Annotated in this window: 16 protein-coding genes and 1 pseudogene; 8 read left to right on the top strand and 9 right to left on the bottom strand. The window is 73.6% G+C overall.

All coding sequences use genetic code 11. The annotated features are described in order from the left end of the window. Positions 1 to 12: 12 nt before the first annotated feature. The 6 genes and pseudogenes from ODJ79_RS27755 to ODJ79_RS27730 form a co-directional block, all read right to left on the bottom strand. A pseudogene (locus ODJ79_RS27755) lies at positions 13 to 567 on the bottom strand (SIS domain-containing protein); the annotation flags it as partial. Then, a complete protein-coding gene (locus tag ODJ79_RS27750; RefSeq protein WP_263026527.1) occupies positions 567 to 1,775 on the bottom strand; it encodes a glycosyltransferase in 1,209 nt (402 codons plus the stop codon). The gene ODJ79_RS27750 and the pseudogene ODJ79_RS27755, both read right to left, overlap by 1 nt. Then, positions 1,760 to 2,686: a glycosyltransferase gene (locus ODJ79_RS27745; protein ID WP_263026526.1), complete on the bottom strand. Its 927-nt coding sequence runs from the start codon at positions 2,684 to 2,686 to the stop codon at positions 1,760 to 1,762. Before ODJ79_RS27745 ends, ODJ79_RS27750 begins: the two co-directional genes overlap by 16 nt. Then, the gene (locus ODJ79_RS27740; protein ID WP_263026525.1) at positions 2,683 to 4,251 is read right to left on the bottom strand and encodes an HAD-IIIA family hydrolase; all 1,569 of its coding nucleotides are present in this window, start codon (positions 4,249 to 4,251) and stop codon (positions 2,683 to 2,685) included. Before ODJ79_RS27740 ends, ODJ79_RS27745 begins: the two co-directional genes overlap by 4 nt. Further along, entirely contained in the window at positions 4,248 to 5,294 is a 1,047-nt protein-coding gene (locus ODJ79_RS27735) for a glycosyltransferase family 2 protein (RefSeq protein ID WP_263026524.1), read from the bottom strand. The genes ODJ79_RS27740 and ODJ79_RS27735 overlap by 4 nt, the downstream gene beginning before the upstream one ends. Next, a complete protein-coding gene (locus tag ODJ79_RS27730; RefSeq protein WP_263026523.1) occupies positions 5,291 to 6,919 on the bottom strand; it encodes a carbamoyltransferase in 1,629 nt (542 codons plus the stop codon). The genes ODJ79_RS27735 and ODJ79_RS27730 overlap by 4 nt, the downstream gene beginning before the upstream one ends. Positions 6,920 to 7,043: 124 nt before the next feature. On the opposite strand from ODJ79_RS27730, the gene ODJ79_RS27725 reads away from it, so the two are divergent. Then, positions 7,044 to 8,450 carry an aldehyde dehydrogenase family protein gene (locus tag ODJ79_RS27725; RefSeq protein ID WP_263026522.1) on the top strand — a complete coding sequence of 469 codons (1,407 nt, stop codon included), beginning with the start codon at positions 7,044 to 7,046 and terminating at the stop codon, positions 8,448 to 8,450. A gap of 50 nt (positions 8,451 to 8,500) precedes the next feature. On the opposite strand, the gene ODJ79_RS27720 is transcribed toward ODJ79_RS27725, so the two are convergent. Together ODJ79_RS27720 and ODJ79_RS27715 are read right to left on the bottom strand one after the other, a co-directional pair. After that, the gene (locus ODJ79_RS27720; RefSeq protein ID WP_263026521.1) at positions 8,501 to 8,740 is read right to left on the bottom strand and encodes a hypothetical protein; all 240 of its coding nucleotides are present in this window, start codon (positions 8,738 to 8,740) and stop codon (positions 8,501 to 8,503) included. A 278-nt stretch (positions 8,741 to 9,018) separates the two neighbouring features. Then, positions 9,019 to 10,236, bottom strand: a complete 1,218-nt coding sequence (locus ODJ79_RS27715) for an MFS transporter (RefSeq protein WP_263026520.1) — start codon at positions 10,234 to 10,236, stop codon at positions 9,019 to 9,021. Positions 10,237 to 10,378: 142 nt separating this feature from the next. Here ODJ79_RS27715 and ODJ79_RS27710 point away from each other — a divergent pair, with 142 nt between their 5' ends. The 5 genes from ODJ79_RS27710 (at position 10,379) to ODJ79_RS27690 (ending at position 13,917) form a co-directional block, all read left to right on the top strand. Beyond that, positions 10,379 to 10,984, top strand: a complete 606-nt coding sequence (locus tag ODJ79_RS27710; RefSeq protein WP_263026519.1) for a flavodoxin family protein — start codon at positions 10,379 to 10,381, stop codon at positions 10,982 to 10,984. A 51-nt stretch (positions 10,985 to 11,035) separates the two neighbouring features. Continuing rightward, positions 11,036 to 11,440: a hypothetical protein gene (locus ODJ79_RS27705; protein ID WP_263026518.1), complete on the top strand. Its 405-nt coding sequence runs from the start codon at positions 11,036 to 11,038 to the stop codon at positions 11,438 to 11,440. Positions 11,441 to 11,525: 85 nt separating this feature from the next. Then, complete coding sequence (locus ODJ79_RS27700; protein ID WP_263026517.1) at positions 11,526 to 12,197, top strand: DUF6766 family protein; 672 nt, start codon at positions 11,526 to 11,528, stop codon at positions 12,195 to 12,197. Between the two features lie 49 nt (positions 12,198 to 12,246). Next, entirely contained in the window at positions 12,247 to 13,323 is a 1,077-nt protein-coding gene (locus ODJ79_RS27695) for an NAD-dependent epimerase/dehydratase family protein (RefSeq protein WP_263026516.1), read from the top strand. 69 nt (positions 13,324 to 13,392) lie between these two features. Further along, positions 13,393 to 13,917 carry a DUF6328 family protein gene (locus tag ODJ79_RS27690; protein ID WP_263026515.1) on the top strand — a complete coding sequence of 175 codons (525 nt, stop codon included), beginning with the start codon at positions 13,393 to 13,395 and terminating at the stop codon, positions 13,915 to 13,917. Between the two features lie 4 nt (positions 13,918 to 13,921). Here the strand turns inward: ODJ79_RS27690 and ODJ79_RS27685 are convergent, their stop codons facing one another. Next, on the bottom strand, positions 13,922 to 14,233 hold the full coding sequence (locus ODJ79_RS27685) for a hypothetical protein (RefSeq protein WP_263026514.1): 312 nt from the start codon (positions 14,231 to 14,233) through the stop codon (positions 13,922 to 13,924). A gap of 60 nt (positions 14,234 to 14,293) precedes the next feature. On the opposite strand from ODJ79_RS27685, the gene ODJ79_RS27680 reads away from it, so the two are divergent. Further along, complete coding sequence (locus ODJ79_RS27680) at positions 14,294 to 15,232, top strand: TIGR03557 family F420-dependent LLM class oxidoreductase (RefSeq protein ID WP_263026513.1); 939 nt, start codon at positions 14,294 to 14,296, stop codon at positions 15,230 to 15,232. A 155-nt stretch (positions 15,233 to 15,387) separates the two neighbouring features. Continuing rightward, positions 15,388 to 15,627, top strand: a complete 240-nt coding sequence (locus ODJ79_RS27675) for a hypothetical protein (protein ID WP_263026512.1) — start codon at positions 15,388 to 15,390, stop codon at positions 15,625 to 15,627. Positions 15,628 to 15,647 lie beyond the last annotated feature (20 nt).

Genomic DNA, 15,647 nt, shown 5'->3' with positions numbered 1-15,647 from the left:
CGTCATCCTCCGCAGCGTGAGATCGACGTGTTCGCACATCACGTGCACCGCGAGCAGGTGCAGTTCCTGCACCACCTGGCTGTTCGGCGAGGGGCAGCGCAGGACCTCGTCGCACGCGTCGCCGACCGGGCTCGGGCCCGCGCCGGTCATCGCCCAGGTGCGCAGGCCGCCGTCGCGGGCGGCGCGCACGGCGGCGAGCAGGTTGGGGCTGCGCCCGCTGGTGGACAGCACCAGCAGCACGTCGCCGGGGCGGCCGTGCGCGCTCACCTGCCGGGCGAAGACCTGCTCGTAGCCATAGTCGTTGCTGATCGCGGTCACCGCCGAGGAGTCCGGGGTGAGCGCGATCGCGGACAGCGGCCGGCGGTCCTCGCGCAGCTTGCCGACCAGCTCGGCGGCCAGGTGCTGGGCCTCGGCGGCGCTGCCCCCGTTACCGGCGATCAGCAGGCGGCCACCGCCGCCGAGGTGTCTCGCGAGCTCGGCACCCCAGTCGGCGAGCCGGGCGCCGACGGTGCGGAACGGGTCGGCGGCCGCGGCGAGCGCGGTCAGGTGCTCCTCGAGCGGGTCCATCAGGCGGCCGCCTCCGCCGGGGTGCCGGCGACCGTCTCGTACACGGCGGTCAGCCGGCGGGCGATCCGCGGCCAGGAGTAGGCCTCGGCGGCCCGGTCCTGCGCCGCGGCGCCGTACGACAGGCGCCGGGTCTCGTCATGCAGCAGCCGGTGCAGCGTGCGGGCCAGCCCAGCCGGGTCCCGGGCCGCGACCAGCTCACCGGTCACCCCGTCGACCACGGTGTCGACCAGACCGCCGACCGCCGAGGCGACCACCGGCACACCGCAGGCCATCGCCTCCAGCACAGTCAGCCCGAACGGCTCGTACCACGGGGTCGCGGCCAGCAGGTCGGCCGAGCGGTACCAGGCCGGCATCTCGTGCGCGGGCACGGCGCCGACCAGCCGGACCCGATCCCCGACGGCGCAGTCGCTCGCGAGGGCGCTCAGCCGGCGCGCGTACGGGTCGGCGGCGAGCTCGCCGCCCGGCGGGCCGCCCACGACGACCAGCTCGGCCGCCGGCACCCTCGGCAGCGCCCGGATCAGGTCCTCGACGCCCTTGCGCTCGACCAGCCGGGCCACCGTCAAGATCCGGTGATAGCCGGCCCGGCGCGGCACGGCCGGCCCGTCCGGGCGGAAGGCGGCGGTGTTGACCCCGGACGGGACCAGCGCCATCCGGGATCGCGGCACCCCCATCCGGAGCAGCTCGCCGATCTCGTCGTGGCACTGCACCACGACCCGGTCGACGGCCCGGCCGAGCGCCCGTTCGTACGCGATCCGCTGTGGCGGGCTGGTGTCCGCGGCACCCTGGTGGCGGCGCTTCACCGAACCGAGCGCATGGAAGGTCTGCAGCACCGGCACGCCGAGCTCGCCGGAGGCGGTGACCGTGGCCAGCCCGCTCATCCAGAAGTGCGCGTGCGCGACGTCCGGCTTCCAGGTCCGCCGCCAGTCCGCCGCCAGCCGGCGGCCGAACGCGCCCATGTGCGGCAGCAGCTCGTCCTTCGGCAGCGCCGCAGGCGGCCCGGCCGGCACGTGCACGACCTCGACGCCGTCCCCCAGCGGCACCACCTCCGGCAGGTCGGTGCTATCTCGGCGGGTGTAGACGCGCACGTCGTGCCCGTCCGCGGCGAGCGCGGCCGACAACTGCGCCACGTGGATGTTCTGACCGCCCGCGTCGACGCCCCCGAGGGTGGCGAGCGGGCTGGCGTGCTCCGAGATCATCGCGATCCGCATGTCTCCTCCTCCAGCAGCCGGTCCCAGTCCGCGAGGAACCGGTCCAGGCCATATCGGGTCAGGGCCACCTGCCGCCCCCGGTCGCCGAGGCGCCGCGCCGCGTCCGGCTCGTCGAGCAGCCAGCGCGTGGCCTCGGCGAGCAGGCTCACGTCGGTGGAGAGCAGGCCGGCATCCAGCGGGACCGCCTCGACCGCCTCGGTGGTGGCCAGGCCGATCACCGGCATGCCCATCTGCATCGCCTCGATCAGGCTCAGCCCGAGCGAGGTCCAGCGGGTCAGGTGCAGGTACGCGCCGCGCCGCGCCACCTCGGCGTGCATCGCCCGCTGCGGCGGGTCCTCGAAGGTGGCGATCCGGTCGCCGGCCAGCCCGGCCACGCCCATGCCGAACACGTCGAGCGGCGCCACCGGGGTGAACCGCTCGTACAGGTCGGTGCCGGTGACCCGGCCGCGCCGGACCGGCTCGTTGGTGACCACGGCGAGCCGCCGCAGCTCGCCGGTCCAGCGGGCCTTCGGCTCGACGATGCCGTGCTCGACGACCGTGGTCCGGGTGTCCCCGCAGTCCCAGAACAGCTGGTTGAAGTGGGTCACGTGGACGATCAGCACGTCGTCCCGGTCGGCCAGCGGGTGCCGGGTGCATGGCACGTCACCGCGCGGGGTGTTGTGCTCCACGTAGATGATCGGGATACCCGGCGGCACCAGCGCGAGCTCCTCCACCCGCTGCACGATCGCCACGTCGGCGTCCCGGATCGCGGCGGGCGGCAGCTCCTCCACTGTGGGCGGCCAGTCATAGGTGCGTGCCCGGCCGCGGCCCCACTCGTCGCGGGCCGCGTTGACCGGGATCAGGTAGCGGTGCTTGCCCTGGACGAACGCGGTCGTCCAGGAGCCGTGCACATGCCAGAGCAGGACATTCATGCGGCAACCTCACGCTGGGCGTTCGGCCGGGCTCCCAGCACGCGTACGGCGTGCAGCACCTCGGCCGGGTCGATGCCGGACAGACAGGGATGGCCCGGGACCGGGCACTCGGTGGCCCTGGTGTCCCGGCAGGCGGCGTCGGGCACGCCCAGCCGCACGGCCGGTACCCGATAGGGGCCCCAGCGTCCGAACGGGACGGTCGGCGCGTAGAGGCTGACTACCGGGGTTCCTACCGCGGCGGCCAGGTGCGCCGGGCCGGTGTTGCCGGCGATCAGGCAGGAGGCACCGGCCAGCAGCCCGGCCAGGTCACGCAGCGAACCGGGCGCCGTCCAGCTCGCCGCGTGTCCGGCCACCTGCGCGGCCGGCATTTCCTCGCCGGGGCCCGCGGTCACCAGGACGTCGTGGCCGGCCTGGGCGAGCGCGCCGACGATGCGCCGCAGGGTCTCGGGTGGGCAGGCGCGGGCGGGGGCGGCGGTGCCGGGATGGACGACCACGTAGCCGCCGGGCCGCTCGCGCCCGACGGCGACCCGCAGGCGGCCGTCGTCCGCCGCCGGCAGGCCGAACCCCGCGGCCGCGGCCACGCTGCGGGCCCGTTCCGGTTCCGGCACGTCGTCCGGTACGCGATGACGGACGTCCAGCAGCGAGCCGGGGTAGTCCTCGCTGATCGCCGTGATCCGGGTGAATCCGGCCAGCCGCAGCAGCAGGGCGAGCGGCAGCGCCGACTGGTGGAACGACGTGAAGACGACCGCCTCCCGGGCGCCGGTGGCCCGCAGCCGGGCGGCGAGTCCCGCGGTGTCCGCCGGGTCGATCGGGCCGGGATCGGGGTCGATCCACGGCAGCCGCCACTCGATGATCTCGTCGACGCCCGGCAGCAGCTCGGCCGCCGCCCGGCCGCGTGGGCCGCACAGCAGGACCACCCGGTCGGCCCCGGCCGCGACCGCCCGGATCGCCGGCCCGGTCACCAGCACGTCGCCGGCCGAGTCGGAGCGCACCACCAGCACGGTCCCGGCCCGTCCGGCCCGGGTCGCCGGTGTGACGTGCTCCTCCCTCCGCAGGATGGTGTCGGCCGCGGCGGCGATGCCGTCGGCGACCGCCGGCGCGGCGGCCACCTCCACCGCCCGGGTCACCGGCGTCGGGACGAGAATGCCGGCCGCGCCCGCCGCCGCCGCGGCCGTCATGTCCCGGCCGATGTCGCCGACCACCACGCAGCGTCCCGGGGTCGTGCCCAGGGCCGCGGCGGCCGCCGCGATCAGGCCGGGCGCGGGTTTGCGGCATGCGCAGGCGGCGCTGTCGTCGTGCGGGCAGACCTGCCAGGTGTCGAACGGGCCGAGCAGCTCGGTCACCCGGCGGTTGACCGCGCCGAGCTGCTCCCGGGTGAAGTGGCCGCGAGCCAGTCCGGACTGGTTGGTGACGACGCCGAGGCGCAGGCCGGCGGCCCGCAGCCGGTCCAGAGCCTCGCGGGCGCCGGGCATGGGGACGACCTCGGCCGGGTCGCCGTTGTACGGAACATCGACGATCAGCGTGCCGTCCCGGTCGAAGAGGACGGCATCGAAAAGGCGGCTCATCTGCGCGACTCCACGGGTTCCCGAGCCGGACCTTCGATCGGGAGGGGCCGGGCGCCGCGCCAGCGCCACCAGCCGCGCAGCCAGTGGGCGACCGCGACGGGCGGGATCGCCACGCTCGTGGCGAGCATGGCGGCCACCTCGCGGGGGTCGCGCGGGCCGGGCCGGATGCGGGCGGCGGCGAACTCGGCGGTGCCGGCCGCCCAGGCCGCCGCCGCGAGCACGGCCGCGCCGGCCCAGTCGCGGCGACCCCGGTCTCGGCGACCCCAGCTGCGGCGACGCCGGTCGCGGCGGCCCGAGACGACGGCCGCGAGGCCGCACGCCAGCGCGGAGGAGCCGGCCGCGACGATCGCGGCGTGCCGGCGACGGCGGCCGGGCGGCACCCCCAGCTCGGATCTCCACTGAGGACCGTAAAGGCGGCGCAGCAGCGCGTCGTCGGCGTTGCCGCGCTGCGTGCGCAGGCTGACCCACGGACCCTCGGGCCGCACCGGATGGGTGACCCGCCGCGCGCCCCGGGTCAGGGCCCAGCCGGCTCGGCGTACGCGAAATGCCAGCTCGGCGTCCTCCCGGAAGGCTCGCGGCAGACGCTCGTCGAAGCCGCCGGCGCGCGCCAGCGCGCCGCGGCGGTAGGCCATGTCCGCGGTGATCCACTTGCCGGTCGCGAGACCGGCGGTGACCCGCTCCCAGTCGGTGGGCCGGCGGCCGGCCGGCAGCGGCACCCGCAGCTCGCCCTGCACGCCACCGACCTGCGCGGGCGCGGCAGCCAGGTCTTCGGCCAGCCGGTCGAGCCAGCCCGGATCGGGCAGCACGTCGTCGTCGAGGAACGCGACCCACTCGGTGGCCGCGGCCCGCCAGCCCACGTTGCGCGCGGCGGCCGGGCCCCGAGCCGGACCGGGCACCACGGTCACCCCTGCGGGAACGGGCAGCGGCTGCGAGCGGTCGCGCCGATCGTCCACCACCAGCACCTCCGCCGGGCCGGCCAGCGCGGCCAGCAGCCGGCCGAGGCTGGGGCGGCCGAGCGTGGGAACCACCACCGTGCAGCTCATGCGCCGAACGCCTGCCTGCGGTGCACGGCGAACGGCCCCATCGCGAGCAGGTCGACCGGGGCCGAACCGAACAGCTCCATCGCCTCGCGCGGAGTGTCGACCATCGGCCGCCCGGCCGTGTTCAGCGAGGTGTTGACGACGACGGGCAGGCCGGTGAGCCGGTCGAACTCGGCCAGCATCGCGGCGACCAGCGGCTCGGTGTCCGGATGCACGGTCTGCACCCGGGCGGTGCCGTCCACATGGGTCACCGCGGGTATCCGATCGCGCCACTCGGGACGTACCCGGTGCACGAACAGCATGTACGGGCTCGGGCAGACCCCGTCGAAGATCTCGCCGAACCGTTCGGCCCGCACCATCGGCGCGATGGGCCGGAACTGCTCGCGGCCCTTCACGTCGTTCATCCGCCGCTGGGTGTCCGCGTCGCCGGGGTGGGCGAGCAGCGAGCGGTGCCCGAGCGCGCGCGGCCCGTACTCGGACCGCCCCTGATACCAGGCGACGATCCCGTTGCCGGCCAGCACCTTCGCGGCCTCGGCGGCGATCGACGCCGGCCGCTCGTACGGCAGGGCGGCCCGGCGCAACTCGGCCTCGAGCTCGTCGTCGCTCCACCCGCGACCGAGCGCCGCGGTGGTGAACACGCTCGGCGTACGGCCGAAGGCGAGCGCGGCGCCGAGCGCGGTCCCGGAATCACCGGCCGCGGGCTGCACCCAGACCCGCTCGAACGGGCCCTCCGCGGCGATCCGGGCGTTGGCCACGCAGTTCAGCGCGGTGCCACCGGCCATGGTGAGCGTCTTCGGGCCGCCGGCCGCGTCGAACGTCCACCGGACCAGGTCGAGCAGCACCTCTTCGAGCCGCGTCTGCACGCTCGCGGCCAGGTCGGCGTGCGCCTCGGTGAGTTCGCCGTCGGCCGGGCGCGCCTTGGTGAGCGCGTGCCAGTCGATGCGCTCGACCCGGAAACCGCCGTCCCCGGTCGCGTACACCAGGTCTCGGAAAAGATCCAGGAACCGCGGGCTGCCGTACGACGCGAGCGCCATCACCTTGTACTCGTCGCTCGAGTGCTGGAACCCCAGATGCCGGGTCAGGTCCTCGTAGAGCAGGCCGAGCGAGTGCGGCAGCTCCTGCGTGCGCAGCGTGCTCAGGTCGCCGGCGCGGTAGACCCCGGCCAGATGACTGGCCACCTCGCCACGCCCGTCCAGCACCAGCACCGCGTTGTCCTCGGGCACCGACAGCCCGGCCGACGCGGCATGCGCGACGTGATGCGGCACGAACCGCACCCGGTCCGGATCCAGACCCGGCAGCGCGTTGGCGAGGAACTGCGGCGCCCGGCGGGCATAGTCGACCCGCAGATGGTCCGACGGATCGGTCACGCCCAGCTCGGTGAGATCCCGGCAGAGGCCGGGATCGAAGGAGTATGCAACCGCATCGACATCACCGGGCGACAGGTCACCCGCGCGCAGGCACCACGCGGCCGAAAGCTCAGGCAGTTCCCACGCCGCGAACGGCACCGGCCGCTTGCCGTGCTTGCGCCGGCTGAACCGCTCCTCCTCCGCGGCCGCCACCACGCGGCCGTCCACGACCAGTGCCGCGGCCGGGTCGTGGAAGATCGCATTGATTCCCAGAACACGCATGGCGCGGCGGGTACCCCTCGATCACCGACTTATCCGCTCGATCATCGACTTCTCCCGGAATTCTTCGGCACTTTACTGAGCTGCACAGATGTTTACATTGCATGCTGCGGGGCAAGCGCCCGCCATGCTCGAGACCGCACAGCTCGTCGCCGGCACGTGGAGCTCCGGCGGCGCCGGCCGGGACCTGATCGTCGTGAATCCGCGGGACGACTCGCCGGTCACCCGCCTCCCCTGCTCCTCCCCCGAGGACGTCGCGCTGGCGGTCCGCGCCGCGCGTGCCGCCGCTCCCGGCTGGGCGGCGACCGCGGCCGCGGAACGGGGCGCGACGCTGCACGCTGCCGCCGCCGCGGTCGAGGCCGGCGCCGGCGAGCTGGCCGAGATCATGTCGGCCGAGATGGGCAAGCCGGCCGGCGAGGCACGCGACTCGATCGCGGCGGGGGTCGGCACGCTGCGGCAGTACGCCGAGCTCGGCCCGGTCCACCGCGGCCGGGCGCTGGCCGGCGACGCTGCCGCGACCGACCTGATGGCCGTCGAGCCGCGCGGCGTCGTCGCGGTGATCACGCCCTGGAACGACCCCGTCGCGGTCGCCTGCGGCCTGCTCGGCGCGGCGCTGGTCACCGGCAACACGGTCGTGCACAAGCCCAGCGAGCGCACCCCGGCCACCGGATGGCGGCTGGTCCAGCTGCTCGCCCCGCACCTTCCCGACGGCGTGCTCAACCTGGTCAACGGCGACGGCCCGGTCGGCGCCGCGCTGGCCGCCTCGACGGTCGACGTCGTCGCGCACGTGGGAGCCACCACGACCGGCCGCGCCATCGCCGCGGCGTGCGCCCGTACCGGCGCGAAGGCGCTGCTGGAGAACGGCGGCAGCGATCCCCTGATCATCGACGCCGGGGTGGACCCGCGGTGGGCCGCCACGCAGGCCGCGCTCGGTGCGTTCGCCAACGCGGGGCAGATCTGCGTGTCGGTCGAGCGGATCTATGCACACCGGGCGCTGGCGGAGCCGTTCCTCGAGGCGCTGGCCGACGAGGCCGCCCGGTGGCGGTCCCGGATCGGGCCGCTGGTCGACCGGCGGCTGCGGGACACCGTCGACGAACAGGTCCAGCTGGCGGTCAAGGCGGGCGCGACTGTGCTGCGCGGCGGATCGGCGCCGGCCGGACCGGGAGCCTGGTATCCGCCGACCGTGCTGGCCGAGTGCACCGACGACATGGCGGTCATGCGGAAGGAGACCTTCGGGCCGGTCGCACCGGTGGCCGAGGTCGACTCCTTCGAGGAGGCGCTGGGCCGGGCCGCGGACTCGCCCTACGGGCTGGCCGCGACGGTGCTGACCCGGTCGATGAGCCACGCACAGCGGGCCTGGCGCTCGCTGCCGGTCGGCACGGTCAAGGTCAACGCGGTCTTCGGCGGGGCGCCGGGTGGCGCCGCGCATCCGCGTCGCGGCAGCGGGCAGGGGTTCGGGTACGGCCCGGAACTGCTCGACGAGATGACGGCGACGAAGGTCGTCCACCTGTCCGCGCCGCCCACCGGCTGGTAGCCGCCGATCAACGCGGGCCGTGAGCATCTCACCCAGCCCAGACGCACAGCTCAGGAACGCAACTCCGCCAAGGTGGCACCGGCGACGATCCGTGCGATGTTTCCGTCGTGGTCGCGACCGGCCAGTCGCCGGGCGAGGTCGTCCAGGTCGGTAAGGTCGCCGTAGGTCGCCCGTAGGAGCGCCCGCATTCCGTCGACACGACCCTGCTCCAGGCCCTGCTCCAGGCCTTGCTGTCGGTTTTCGCGGGCGATTTCGCGGCCCGTCTCCGTCTGCCTGAGAACGTCGGTCATGCCTCTCCTTCGCAATGCGTCGGCCGCGGAGGCGCGACACCGGAGGAAACACTGCTGGTCATGGTTCCTCCTTCCGCGCCTACCTCCGACGCGAAGACAGCTTCCCGTACGGCATGACTACTAGTCAAGAGACGGGTTGTCACCCGCCCAGGAACGCCCGATACAAGGCCGCGCACGAGCCGCACGCACAGCTCGTACATGCTGGTCAGTGGCGACGCTGGAATTCGGTGAGCCGCGGATCAAGCAGTTCAGCTACACGATCGCGCCTCGCAAATGGCTCAGGCGGGCTGCTCGGCGGGCCGCCGCAAGCCCGGCAGGGGCACACCGGTGGTCCGGGCGAGGCCCACCGCGCCGCAGATCGCCGCGGCCGTCGTGACCGCCCCGCACACGACGAGGCCGCCGCGGGCGCCGAGCGTGTCCGCGAGCCACCCCACCGCGGGCGCGCCCACGATGCCGGACAGTGACGACACGATGCCCATCGTCGCCAGCACGCGGCCGCGCATGTCCTCGCGGGTGTCGAGCTGAACCCGCGTGGCGACGACCGTGTCGAAGACGACCGCACCGGCCGCGATCGGCAGCAGCAGCGCGGCGAAGCCCAGAACGGAGGGGGCGAACCCGGCGCAGAACTGCAGGACACTGATCGCCACCCCGGTCACGACCAGCACGGGCAGCGTCGACCGGCCGCTGCCGGCCAGCAGCAGCCCGCCGGCCACCGCGCCGACCGCGAAGACCGTGGACAGCAGCCCGTACGTGCCGGACCCGCCGTGCAGCGGCCCGGACGCCATCGCGGCCATGCTGACCTGGTAGTTGCGGCCCAGTGAGCCGAGCACGAACGCCATCGCCAGCACGACGAGCACGACCGGCCGGCCCAGGACGTACCGCAGACCGGCCACGACGCCGCCCTCGCCGGCCGCCGCCCGCGGCAGCAGGCGCAGCTCGCCGGTGCGCATCGCGGCCAGGGCGGCGATCACGCCGAGGTAGGAGATGCCGTTGATGAGGAAGAGCACGGCGGGGCCGGTGACGCCGACCAGCACGCCGCCCAGGGCCATGCCGCCGATCCGGCCGGCCGAGCTGAGCACCGACCCCAGGGCCAGCGCCGAGCCGAGCGCCCCCCGGGGCACCAGCGCCGCGCCGAAACGGCCGAGCATCGGACCCTCGAACGCGCTGATCACCCCGGAGGTCAGCGCGACCGCCACGATCAGCGCGTGGCTCGTGTTCGCGAGCAGGGCGAACGCCAGCGCCGCACGGATCGCCTGGCAGCCGATGAGCGCCGGGCGGGCGGGCAGCCGGTCGGCCAGCGCGCCGCCCCAGCTGCCCAGCAGCAACACCGGCAGCGACTGGAGCATCACGACCGCGCCCATCGTCGCGGCCGAGCCGGTGGTCGCCAGGATGACCCAGTTCAGGCCCAGCACCTGCATCCAGGTGCCGGCGGTCGACACCAGGTCGGCGCCGGCCCACAGCCGGTAGTTGCGCTCCCGAAGCGGCGCAAGCAGCACGCAGAACTCCCCACAAGCCCAAGCGCCGTCTCTCGGCGCGACAGCCTGTTCGGGAAGCGCACCGCCACCGCTTCGCCCACCCGGACACGAACTACCGAAACGCAACCGATTGAGGGGAGGAATCCGGGGCACCCGGGCTGCCATGCGAGCCGTGATTGTCAACTGCACCCTCAAGCCGTCCCCCGAGCCGTCCAACACCGAGGCCCTCGCCCAGGTGGTCGCGGACGCGCTGGAGAAGGACGGCGTGACCGTGGACTGGGTCCGGGCCGTCGACCACGACATCAAGCCCGGCGTCGAGAGCGACATGGGCGACGGCGACGCCTGGCCCGGCATCCGGCGGCAGATCCTGGCCGCCGAGATCCTGATCATCGCGACGCCGACCTGGGTGGGCCGGCCCTCCTCGGTCGCCCAGCGGGTGATCGAGCGGATGGACGCGATGATCTCCGAGACCGACCGGCAGGGCCGGCCCGTCGCGTACGACAAGGTCGCCGGGGTGGTGAACACCGGCAACGAGGACGGCGCCCACCACGTGATCAGCGAGATCGCCGGCGCGCTCGGCGACATCGGCTTCACCGTTCCCGGCCAGGCCTGGACGTACTGGCACCTCGGCCCCGGCGCCGGCCCGAACTATCTGGACGACCAGCGGGGCCACGACTGGGCCGCCAAGACCGGCCGGGCGATGGCCGCCAACCTCGCCACCGTCGCCCGGGCGCTGGCCGCGACCCCGATGCCGGCCCCACCCGACTGACCGGCTCGGGTGGCGTGCTTAGAAGGCGCCGAATCGGGGGAATCTTGGGACGTGCGACGCCTCATCCCGATTCTCGTGCTGCCCGCGCTACTGGCCGCCGTGGCCGCCTGTGGCGACGGCGGCCGCCGGGCGGCGGCCACCGCGGCGGCGGTGGCCATGCTGCGGGCGGTCGCCGACCACGACGGCGAGCAGGCCTGCGCGCTGCTGGCACCGCAGACCGCGAAAGCCGTGGCGCAGGAGCAGGAAGCGACCTGCGCCGACGGGGTGCTGAAGGAGAACCTGCCCGCGCCCGGCGCCGAGCAGGACACCCAGGTGTACGGGCAATGGGCGAAGGTCCGGCTCGACCACGACACGATCTTCCTGGCCACCTTCCCCGGCGGCTGGCGGGTCGTGGCGGCCGGCTGCCGGCCGCAGGAGCAGGACCGGCCGTACGACTGCACGGTGTCGGGGCGGTGAGCCGGGTGCGCTGGCTGTTCGTGCTGTTGCTGGTGGCGATCACCGTCGGGCTCGGCTACGTGATCACGATCGGGGCGCTGCACCGATGAGACGACTACGCGACCACTCCCTCGGCCTGGTCTTCGGCCTGCTGTTCCTGATCGTGCTCGTCGGGCAGGCGCTCTCCGGGCACGCCGACTTCAACCAGCAACAACTCACCGACGGCCTCGAGCCGATCTCGCTGGCCCGCTACGTGACCTCCGCGAGCTTCGCCGTCGACGTCGCCGAGAACTGGCAGTCCGAGTACTTGCAGTTCTTCCTCTACATCTTCCTGACCGTCTGGCTCGTCCAACGCGGCTCCCCCGAGTCCAAACCGGTCGGCGAAGAGGGCCTCGAATCCGATCAAAAACAGAAGATCGGCCCGTACGCCGACGACGACTCCCCGGCCTGGGCCCGCGCCCGCGGCATCCGCCTGTGGCTGTTCGGCAACTCCCTCGGCCTGACCATGGGCCTGATCTTCGTGGCCTGCTGGCTGGCCCAGTCGATCGCCGGCGTGGCCGCCTACAACGAACGCCAACTCGCCGACCTGGAAGACCCGATCAGCTGGGCGCAGTACCTGCGCGCCCCCGACTTCTGGAACCGCACCCTGCAGAACTGGCAGTCCGAGCTGCTCGCCGTGGCCTCGATGGCGATCCTCTCCATCTACCTGCGCCAACGCGGCTCTCCCCAGTCGAAGCCGGTCGGTACCGCACACACCGCCACCGGCGTCGAGGGCTGACCGCGAACCTACCCGGCGTGAACTCTCCGGACCGGGGTATGCGGCCGGCATGCGAGTAGTGATCGTCGGAGCATCCGGGAACGCCGGCACGGCCCTGCTGCGCCGCCTGCGGTCCGAGGCCGATGTCGAGATCGTCGGGGTGGCTCGCCGGCCGCCCGAGTGGGTGGGTGTGTATCGCAACGCCGAATGGCACGCGGTGGACGTCGCCGCGGAGGGGGCCGCCGACCGGCTCGCGGGGGTCTTCCGCGGTGCGGACGCCGTGGTCAACCTGGCCTGGCAGATCCAGCCCAGTCACGACCCGCGGCGGCTGTACCGGACCAACGTGCTCGGCGGTCGCGAGGTGGCCCGGGCCGCGGTGACCGCCCGCGTCGGCGCGCTGGTGCAGGCCTCGTCGGTCGGGGTTTACTCCCCCGGGCCCAAGGACCGGTTCGTCGCCGAGTGCCACCCGCGCCTCGGGGTCCGGGAGTCGTCGTACAGCCGGCACAAGGCACTCGTCGAGCGGATGCTGGACGAGGTCGAGGCGGACCGGCCGGAGCTGCGGGTGGTGCGGGTTCGGCCCGGGCTGATCTTCCAGCGGGCGGCCGGCACCGAGATCGGGCGGTACTTCGCCGGACCGCTGCTGCCCGCCCGGCTGCTGCGCTTTCAGCGGATACCGGTCGTCCCCGCGCACCGGCGACTGCGGCTGCAGGCGGTGCACGCCGACGACGTGGCCGAGGCGTACACGAAAATCCTGCGAAGCGAGGTGCGGGGACCGTTCAACCTGGCGGCCGGACCCGTGCTCGACGCGCGGGTCGCGGCGAGCGTCTTCCACGGCGTGCCGCTGACGCTGCCCTCGGCGGCGCTGCTCGGCGGCGCCGCGCTCAGCTGGTGGCTGCGCCTGCAGCCGGTGGACGCCGGCTGGGTGCACCTGGCGCTGGCGGCGCCGCTGATGTCCTGCGATCGGGCGGAGCGGGAACTGGGCTGGACACCCCGGACGGACGCGGTGTCGGCGCTGCGCGAACTGGTCGCCGGGATGGCCGATCGGGCGCACGCGCCGAGCCCGCCGCTGTCCGGCGATCCCGACCTGCCCGGCCGATTCGCGGGCCTGGCCCACGGCCGGCTGCCCGGAACCGGCGACCCCTACTGAGAGGCCGCATCCAGGCGAGCTTTGACCTGGCCGTTTCGATGATCGCCAGGTGGGGCATTCCGGGAGGTCATGACGTCCGAGAAGCGCCACATCCGCCACGAGGACGAGAAGCACCGCTGGGACCGGAACTTCGGTGACCTGCTGCAAGAGCTACGCGTGGCGCAGACCGGCATCCAGATCCTGTTCGCCTTCCTGCTGACCCTGCCGTTCAGCAACGGTTTCCCCCGCACCACGGCGTTCCAGAAAGACGTCTACATCGTCGCGCTGCTCGCCGCCGCGGCCTCCACCGCGATGATCATCTCGCCGGTCGCGTTCCACCGGGCGCTGTTCCGCCAGGGCCGCAAGCCCGAGCTGGTCCGCTACGCCCATCGGATGGCCACCGGCGGCCTCGCCTTCCTGCTGATCTCCATGGTCAGCAGCGTCTTCCTCATCGTCGACTACCTGCTGTCGCGCCCGATGGCCCTGCTGCTGGGCGGCGCGACCGCCCTCTTCTTCCTCGCGTTCTGGGCCGCCATCCCGTGGTACCGGCACAACTGGATCGACGAGGACGACGAGGAGGAGGACGAACAGGTCAGCGACGGCGAACCCGGCTGACCGGTCAGACCAGCTGCGCCGCCTGCTGGGTGGTGGCGAACCCGTCCCGGCAGGCCTGCTCGTCGCGATACACCGGCGGCGACTCGGCGAGAAGAACACCCTCCGTGCTGACGAACCGCCAGCGGAAGTGCCCGTCCCCGCTCCCGTCGACCACCAGGTGCCCGTCGCCTTCGACGAGCCGCCGGACGGCCAGCCGCAAGGTGGGAGTTTTCTCGCCGGCGACGATCCTCGCCAGCAGGTCGGCGCTCCCGGCGCTCCGGCCGATCAGCCGCCAATCCCGCTCGTGGCCGGCCGGCCCGTCCAACACGGCAATCATGGCTTTACGGATGCCCGCCGCCGGAGGCGTTAACCCTCGAATGCGGGGTAACCGTCGGGCATGCGCATCGGATATTTCCTCTCCAGCGAGGAGTTCACCCCGGCCCAGCTGATCGAGCAGGCGCGCCTGGCGCAGGACGCCGGGTTCCACGGCTTGTGGATCTCCGACCACTACCATCCGTGGAATGACGCCCAGGGGCAGAGCCCGTTCGTCTGGTCGATGATCGGCGCGCTCGCCCAGGCCGTCACGATTCCGGTGACCACCGCGGTGACCTGCCCGATCATGCGGATCCACCCGGCCGTGACCGCCCAGGCCGCGGCCACCAGCGCGGTCTTGCACTCCGGCCGGTTCGTGCTCGGCGTGGGCACCGGCGAGGCGCTCAACGAGCACATCCTCGGTGACCGCTGGCCGTTCGCCGAGGAACGCCTCGAGATGCTCGAGGAGGCCGTCGACGTGCTGCGCAAGCTCTGGGCGGGCGACTACGTCACCCACCACGGCAAGCACTACACCGTCGACCAGGCGAAGATCTACACCCGGCCGGCGCAACCACCGCCGGTGTACGTGTCCGCGTTCGGCCCGAAGGCGATCGAGGTCGCGGCCCGCATCGGCGACGGCTACATCTCCACCTTCCCCGACGGGGACCTGGTCGCCGAGTTCCGCCGGCGCGGCGGCGACGGCAAGACCGTGCAGGGCGGCTTCAAGGGCTGCTGGGCGCCGGACGAGGACCGGGGCGTCGAGATCGCCCACCGGCTCTGGGGCACCTCCGGCATCCCCGGCGAACTGTCCCAGGTGCTGCCCTCGCCGAAACACTTCGAGCAGGCCGCGCAGCTGGTCACCCCGGAGATGACCCGGCAGGCACTGCCCTGCGGCCCCGACCCGGCCGGGCACGCCGAGCAGCTGAAGAAGTACGAGGCCGCGGGCTTCGACGAGGTGTACGTGTCGAACATCGGCCCGCACTACCGGGAACTCATCGACCTCTATCGGCGCGAGTTCCTCTGATCGGCCGCGCTCCGGACGTCCGCGACGGGCAACGGTTCGGGTACCGCCCTTTTCAGTCGAGGTCCGCGACGGCCGCCGGGCGGCTGAGGTTGATCAGGTGGGTGTTCCGAGTCGGCAGCCGGTTTCGGTTGGCCCACGCGGGGCAGTCGGGATACATGGCGGACGACGATCCCAACGCGGCTGCCCAGATCAACCGGGCGGCGAGGCTACGGAACGAGGCGGCCAGACTCGCTCGCGCCATTGTGGCCACCGAGGAGCGGGTGGCGGCGGTCCGGCGGCAGATGGCTGCCGATCAGCCGGAACGCGCCGTAGAGCATCTGGCGGCCGCCGCCCATGCGGAAGAGTTCGCCGCCCGGGAACGCCGCGAGCAGGCCCGCCGATGTCCGGACGGGTAGTACACGACGCCAATAGCGGC

Source organism: Actinoplanes sp. KI2, assembly GCF_025630775.1.
Lineage (GTDB): Bacteria > Actinomycetota > Actinomycetes > Mycobacteriales > Micromonosporaceae > Actinoplanes.
The sequence above is the reverse complement of the archived record's forward strand: the minus strand, read 5'-3'. Positions and strand labels throughout refer to the sequence as shown.

Bases quoted from the DNA above. Each gene is read 5' to 3' on its own strand.
- ODJ79_RS27735 (WP_263026524.1), bottom strand. From the start codon at position 5,294: ATGAGCTGCACGGTGGTGGTTCCCACGCTCGGCCGCCCCAGCCTCGGC.
- ODJ79_RS27700 (WP_263026517.1), top strand. From the start codon at position 11,526: ATGAGACGACTACGCGACCACTCCCTCGGCCTGGTCTTCGGCCTGCTG.
- ODJ79_RS27740 (WP_263026525.1), bottom strand. From the start codon at position 4,251: ATGAGCCGCCTTTTCGATGCCGTCCTCTTCGACCGGGACGGCACGCTG.
- ODJ79_RS27685 (WP_263026514.1), bottom strand. From the start codon at position 14,233: ATGATTGCCGTGTTGGACGGGCCGGCCGGCCACGAGCGGGATTGGCGG.
- ODJ79_RS27710 (WP_263026519.1), top strand. From the start codon at position 10,379: ATGCGAGCCGTGATTGTCAACTGCACCCTCAAGCCGTCCCCCGAGCCG.
- ODJ79_RS27690 (WP_263026515.1), top strand. From the start codon at position 13,393: ATGACGTCCGAGAAGCGCCACATCCGCCACGAGGACGAGAAGCACCGC.
- ODJ79_RS27750 (WP_263026527.1), bottom strand. From the start codon at position 1,775: ATGCGGATCGCGATGATCTCGGAGCACGCCAGCCCGCTCGCCACCCTC.
- ODJ79_RS27695 (WP_263026516.1), top strand. From the start codon at position 12,247: ATGCGAGTAGTGATCGTCGGAGCATCCGGGAACGCCGGCACGGCCCTG.
- ODJ79_RS27680 (WP_263026513.1), top strand. From the start codon at position 14,294: ATGCGCATCGGATATTTCCTCTCCAGCGAGGAGTTCACCCCGGCCCAG.
- ODJ79_RS27730 (WP_263026523.1), bottom strand. From the start codon at position 6,919: ATGCGTGTTCTGGGAATCAATGCGATCTTCCACGACCCGGCCGCGGCA.
- ODJ79_RS27745 (WP_263026526.1), bottom strand. From the start codon at position 2,686: ATGAATGTCCTGCTCTGGCATGTGCACGGCTCCTGGACGACCGCGTTC.
- ODJ79_RS27725 (WP_263026522.1), top strand. From the start codon at position 7,044: ATGCTCGAGACCGCACAGCTCGTCGCCGGCACGTGGAGCTCCGGCGGC.
- ODJ79_RS27720 (WP_263026521.1), bottom strand. From the start codon at position 8,740: ATGACCGACGTTCTCAGGCAGACGGAGACGGGCCGCGAAATCGCCCGC.
- ODJ79_RS27675 (WP_263026512.1), top strand. From the start codon at position 15,388: ATGGCGGACGACGATCCCAACGCGGCTGCCCAGATCAACCGGGCGGCG.